General features: G+C 42.7%; 3 protein-coding genes. 2 read left to right on the plus strand and 1 reads right to left on the minus strand.

What is annotated here, in order from left to right:
* Window positions 1-1080: 1080 nt before the first annotated feature.
* Window positions 1081-3879, plus strand: a complete 2799-nt coding sequence (locus tag QUA58_RS30595) for an ATP-binding protein (protein ID WP_333397895.1) — start codon at window positions 1081-1083, stop codon at window positions 3877-3879.
* 1 nt (window position 3880) lies between these two features.
* The gene (locus tag QUA58_RS30600; protein ID WP_333255743.1) at window positions 3881-5785 is read left to right on the plus strand and encodes an EAL domain-containing protein; all 1905 of its coding nucleotides are present in this window, start codon (window positions 3881-3883) and stop codon (window positions 5783-5785) included.
* A 58-nt stretch (window positions 5786-5843) separates the two neighbouring features.
* Here QUA58_RS30600 and QUA58_RS30605 read toward each other — a convergent pair whose 3' ends face one another.
* Window positions 5844-6035 carry a hypothetical protein gene (locus QUA58_RS30605; protein ID WP_333255745.1) on the minus strand — a complete coding sequence of 64 codons (192 nt, stop codon included), beginning with the start codon at window positions 6033-6035 and terminating at the stop codon, window positions 5844-5846.
* Between the last annotated feature and the right edge of the window lie 53 nt (window positions 6036-6088).

A 6088-nucleotide genomic window follows, 5' to 3' on the forward strand; every position in this document is an offset into this window, starting at 1 on the left:
CCGAAACATGAACCTATTTATATTCACTCATTTACTTATTATACATCGCTGATGTTATTAAATTTTCATTCCTTACAATGCGTGATGGTTCTTGTGGGATGGGCGTCCCGCCCGTCCAGAAAGGGCGGGCGGGACACCCCACTTTCCTTGTGTAAATTATTTAATTCGCGATCCTAAGTTAAAATACTTGGCGGGGTGACAACGCCTGTCAAACCTTGATGGTAAAAGCATTAAAGCCCCTGAACCTCAAAAAAGATAGGGGATTATTCACAGGCTTATTGACTCATACGATCCTCCAAGCTCGCCTTGAACCTGATTCAAGGGATCTCGCCACTCTCTTTTATTGAATCACGCCCGCAAATATCTTTGTGCTTGGTTAATCAACTCAAAATCTTGACGCAGCTTTGCTTTTAACCTGCTTGTCACCCCGTCAAAGTGTTGAGTTTATGGTTGGTTTAGGCACTATGCACGATCGACTATTAAGTTATTGTGCATCTAGGTTCCCATTTCCTTTATTTGAGAATCCTTGTGAGACGGGCCAGAGAGCCCCTTGAAAAAAAAGCGCAATTTAGCTGGCGTAAGCTTAAGACTTACGCATAGAACCCCCAAACCCTTTTTCCAAGAGGGCTTTCAAGTACCCCGTTTTTTGAAGCGGTTCCCCCCCTTTTTAGGGCAGCACGGGGAAGCTGGGTTTCAGACCCTATAGTTCGTAAGTCCTGACTATAGTTAGTTGTATGCTTAGATCAATTAGTATTGAGGTCAAGACCTACAAGTGAATGAAGGTGTACTCAATATCCATGAAATCGGCAGGTAGGCTCACACTGCAACCCCAAGCAAAATATAGCATTTGACATTTATGGAGATTCCGTCTCAAATGGGGAGCTGTTTTTTTTCATAAATTTGCAAACTGTATCAGTATTACCCGCTCATTTCAGCCCGGTTATTCAACAATAAGATATCATTAAACCAATTGGCATTCAAAATAGAGAGAATCAAGAATTTCCCTAGAACTGACTTTAAATTATCAAAGCTGAGCGACTGTTGTTATTGATACAATCCAAATACTAAAATGACTCCGCCATGACTCTAATCGCAAGTGAGAATGAACTTGCAAAAAGCCCTCAAAAAATCCCGCTGCGCCTCGTATTAGTCGTACCATTCGTGCTGCAAATCTTTGTCGCTGTGGGGCTGACAGGTTGGCTCTCGCTACGCAACGGCAAAACTGCCGTCAACAACGTTACTACCCAATTACGAACGGAGGTAGTCGCCCGCATCAATCAACAATTAAACACTTACTTGGAAACGCCCCATTTGGTCAATGCCATCGGCGTCGATGCCATTCGTCGCTTTGGGTTGTGGAATCCCGACAATATGAGTTCGATGAGAAGCTACTTCTTCTGGCAACTAAAGCAATTTCCCACCGTTAGTTACATCAGTTTTGGAGGGGAAAGAAAAGAATATGCGGGTGCTGGATATAAGGATGATGGCAGTGTGGTTATTGAAATAACCGATCGCTCTACTAATTTTCTCAATACGATCGTCAAGGTAGATAGAGAGGGCAACCCGACTCAGTTTAAGGAAACCCACCCCGACTACGATCCCCGCATCCGACCCTGGTATAAGGCCGCAAAAGTTGCAGGCAAACCCCAATGGAATAAAATTTATCAATATTATATTCAACCTAGCCTAGGAATCTCAGCTAGCCAACCTGTTTACGATAAAAATGGCACTTTTCTAGGAGTTGTAAGTACCGATCTGTTTCTCTCAAAAATTGGCGACTTTCTCCAAACTTTAAAAATTGGTATATCTGGAAAGACTTTCATCGTAGAACGATCGGGCTTGCTAGTGGCTTCTTCCACCGCCGAGAAGCCATTTCTTGACAGCATAGATGGCAAAAAAACGCAAAGATTAAAAGCGATTGAAAGCAGCGTACCTTTAATCAAAGGTACAGCACAGCATTTAATAGAACGCTTTGATAACTTCACCAACATTGACAGCAACCAGCAACTTGAATTCATGCTGAACGGTCAGCGGGAATTCGTGCAAGTATCCAGATTCCAAGATGGCAGAGGTCTTGATTGGCTGATTGTTGTAGTCGTTCCAGAAGCCGACTTTATGGAGCAAATCAATGCCAATACCCGCAGCACTATCCTACTCTGCGTTTTAGCGTTAGTGCTAGCGACGTTCTTAGGAATCCTCGCCTCCCGCTGGATTACCCATCCGATTTTTCGGTTAAGTCAAGCGAGTCGAGCGATCGCTAGCGGTCAATTAGACCAAAAAGTAGAGGTAAATGGCATAGATGAACTGGGAATTCTCGCTCAATCTTTTAACCAGATGGCACAGCAATTGCGCGAGTCTTTTGCTGCTTTAGAAAAGACCAACTCAGAGCTAGAAAATCGAGTAGAAGAACGGACAAGTGAGCTAAAAGAGGCAAAAATTGCCGCTGATACTGCTAACCATGCCAAGAGCGAATTCCTCGCCAACATGAGCCATGAACTCCGCACACCCCTGAACGGAATTCTAGGATACTCTCAAATTATGGAACGCGATAAAACTACCACTCCTAAACAAAAAGATGCTATCCACATTATTCACCAGTGTGGTTCCCACTTACTCACGCTGATTAACGATATTTTAGACATTTCTAAAATTGAAGCCAGTAAAATGGAACTTTACAGTTCAAATTTTAATTTTTCTTCTTTTTTGATCGGGGTGGTGGAAATGTGCCGTATCCGAGCTGAACAAAAAGAAATTACATTTAGTTATCAAGTATTAAATCAACTTCCTAACGCTGTAAATGCTGATGAAAAACGACTGCGCCAAGTTTTGATTAACCTGTTGGGAAATGCTATTAAATTTACAAAAAAAGGAGGGGTTATTTTTAAGGTAGGCGTAATAGGTACGGGGGAAGACTCTGACCCATCACAACTTACTAAAATTCGTTTCCATATCCAAGATACTGGGGTTGGAATGGCACCAGAACAGTTAGAAAAAATATTTTTACCGTTTGAACAAGTCGGAAATAGCCAGCAGAAGGCAGAAGGCACTGGGTTAGGATTAGCGATCGCACAGAAAATTGTTCAAATGATGGGAGGCGAAATAAAAGTCGAAAGTATACTCGGTCAAGGCAGCATTTTTTACTTTGAATTAGAGTTGACTCGATCATGTGAATTTATTGAGCAACCTTCGCCAAATACTTCAATCAATTTAAAGGGTTTTAAAGGAAATAAAAATAAAATTTTGTTAGTAGACGATCGATTAGAAAATCGAGGTTTTATTAGAATTCTTTTAGAACCACTAGGTTTTAAAATCATGGAAGCTTGTAATGGACAAGAGGGTTTAAATAAAGCCATTGATTTTAAACCCGATCTGATTATCACAGACTTAGTGATGCCAGTAATGGATGGATTTGAAATGTCACGGCGCTTCCGAAAGTCATCAGAGTTTAAAGATGTAATATTGATAGCATCCAGCGCCAGCGTGTTTGAATTCGATCGCCAAAATAGCCAAGAAGCAGGTTGTAACGAGTTCCTGTCAAAGCCGATCCAAGTAGAAGAATTGCTAGAAGTATTAAAGGATTACTTGCAAATCGAATGGATTTACGACGAACCTACGGATTTGGCAAACGAACAGCAGGAAGGTTTCACTAATTTATTAAATGTTCAAAGTGGTGAGCTTACTATCCCGCCATCAACAGAGCTTGTAACGCTGTTTAATGCAGCTCGAATCGGCGATATTGAAGTTGTTGAGCAGGAAGCCAATAGACTCAAGAAGATAGATGGGAACTATCATCCGTTTGCTAATAAAGTGTTGCAATTTGCCAAAAACTTTGAAGAAAAAGAACTACTAGCCTTTGTCAAAAAACATTTTGGAGAATAAAATGTTGAATCCCAACGAAAATGTGATTTTAATTGTTGACGATAACCCGAATAACCTCAAACTTCTGTTCGATTTTTTGAAGGAGTCAGGCTTCAAGGTTTTAGTGGCTAAGGATGGGGAAAGTGCTATTGAGAAGCTACAAGAAGTTTCGCCAAATATCATATTATTAGATGTGATGATGCCGGGGATAGATGGGTTTGAAACCTGCTGCCGTTTAAAAGCATCGGTGGCAACGAAAGATATCCCTGTGATTTTTATGACAGCTCTTACCGATCGCGTGGATAAGGTTAAAGGTTTGTCAATTGGGGCAGTAGATTATATCACCAAACCCTTTCAGCAAGAAGAAGTCCTAGCCCGCTTGCAACTACACCTGAGACTGCGAAATTTGACCAAGACGCTGGAAGAGCAAAATGTGCTTCTCAAACAGGAAATTGAAAGGCGAAAAGAGGCGGAAGTGGCCTTGCAGAAACTCACTTCTGAGTTAGAGGAACGGGTGGCTTCTCAAACGGCTGAACTTAGACAAGCCTACAACGAGCTTCAACAGGCTCAAGTTCAGTTGTTGGAAAGGGAAGAAAAATTAGGACATGATGCTTTTCACGACGCGCTAACGGAGTTGCCTAACCGCGCTTGGTTTATGAATCGGCTGCAACAGGCGATCGACTTGTCATACAGACATGAAGATTATTTATATGCGGTGCTATTTATTGACCTAGATCGCTTTAAAGTAGTGAATGATAGCCTCGGGCATTTGGTTGGGGATCAATTACTAAAAAGCGTTGCTCGTCAACTGCAAGTTTGTTTACGCCATACAGATGCAGTTGCGCGGTTTGGAGGAGATGAATTTGTGATATTGCTGGAAGATATTAAACATATTGATGAACCAAACAGGGTGGCTGAACGCATCCAAAATCAATTAAGGCAGCCGTTTAATTTGAATGATTATGAAGTATTTACCGAGATCAGCATTGGCATTCTCCTGAGCACAATGGGTTACGATCGCCCAGAAGACGTACTCAGAGATGCGGATATCGCAATGTATTATGCTAAAGCTCAAGGCAGAGGGCGTTACGAAATTTTCGCTCCAGCTATGCAAACTGTGGCTATGACGCGGTTGCAGTTGGAGAACGACTTGAGAAGGGCGATCGCGCTACAAGAATTTTGCGTTCACTACCAGCCAATTGTCTCCCTTTCTACGGGGCAACTGAGTGGCTTTGAAGCTTTGGTGCGCTGGCATCACGCATCTGGCACGATCTACCCGCCTGCTGAGTTTATCCCTGTGGCTGAAGAAACTGGTTTGATCAATGAACTGGGGTGGTGGGTTTTGCAGGAAGCTTGTCACCAGATCAGTATTTGGCAGCAACAGTTTCCCCAAACACCTCCCTTGACGATTAATGTCAATCTTTCCCCCGTGCAGCTCAAGCAAGTAAACCTACTCAATCGAATTGAGGAGATTTTGCAGCAGACTGGCATTCCAAGCTACTCTCTAAAACTAGAGATTACTGAAAGTTGCATTTTAGAAACAGTATCCAGGGAAGAAAAGATGTTGAAGCAGCTAAAAGCTCTAGGCATTCAGTTGTGTATCGACGACTTTGGCACGGGCTACTCTTCTTTAAGCCGCTTACACGAGTTTCCCATTGATACCTTAAAGATTGACCGCTCTTTTGTGAGCCGCATTGGGGCCGACAACAGTGGCGTAGAAATTATCCAGACGATCGTGACGCTGGCTCGCAGCCGAGGTATGGATATCGTGGCAGAAGGGATAGAAACGCCAACACAGCTACAGAAACTGCAAGAGTTGGGGTGTGAGTTGGGGCAAGGATATTTATTTTCTAAGCCTGTAGAGAGCTTCAAGGCAACCGAACTATTAGGCTTAAAAGTAGGGGTAGTAAGCTGGCCTCCCATTTAGTTTGGCCTCAATAAATTTTATGAAACTCTTGTGGGACAGGCTCAAAAGCCTACTCTCCTTATACATTTCTCTCTAATCTCAAGTCGGGATTTGCCAATGCTAGGGCCTCGAATTGTTCTGGGGTGACCAGGAGGTCGATCGAATTTTGCAATTCTATAGAGATAGTTTCTGGTTGAATAATATCATGTCCGGTCGATTCCCTCCGCTTCGCTTCGCCCGAAATCAGGTAGATACTGTCTTGAACTGTCAAGGGGTAGCGAGTAAATAATTAGGGTCAAAAGGCTTTTGGGACTTTAAAATCCC

The sequence above is a fragment of the Microcoleus sp. N9_A1 genome (assembly GCF_036701795.1).
Taxonomy (GTDB): domain Bacteria; phylum Cyanobacteriota; class Cyanobacteriia; order Cyanobacteriales; family Microcoleaceae; genus Microcoleus.

Excerpts from the sequence above, each read along its gene's own strand:
- QUA58_RS30595 (WP_333397895.1), top strand. The coding sequence starts at position 1,081 with ATGACTCTAATCGCAAGTGAGAATGAACTTGCAAAAAGCCCTCAAAAA.
- QUA58_RS30600 (WP_333255743.1), top strand. The coding sequence starts at position 3,881 with ATGTTGAATCCCAACGAAAATGTGATTTTAATTGTTGACGATAACCCG.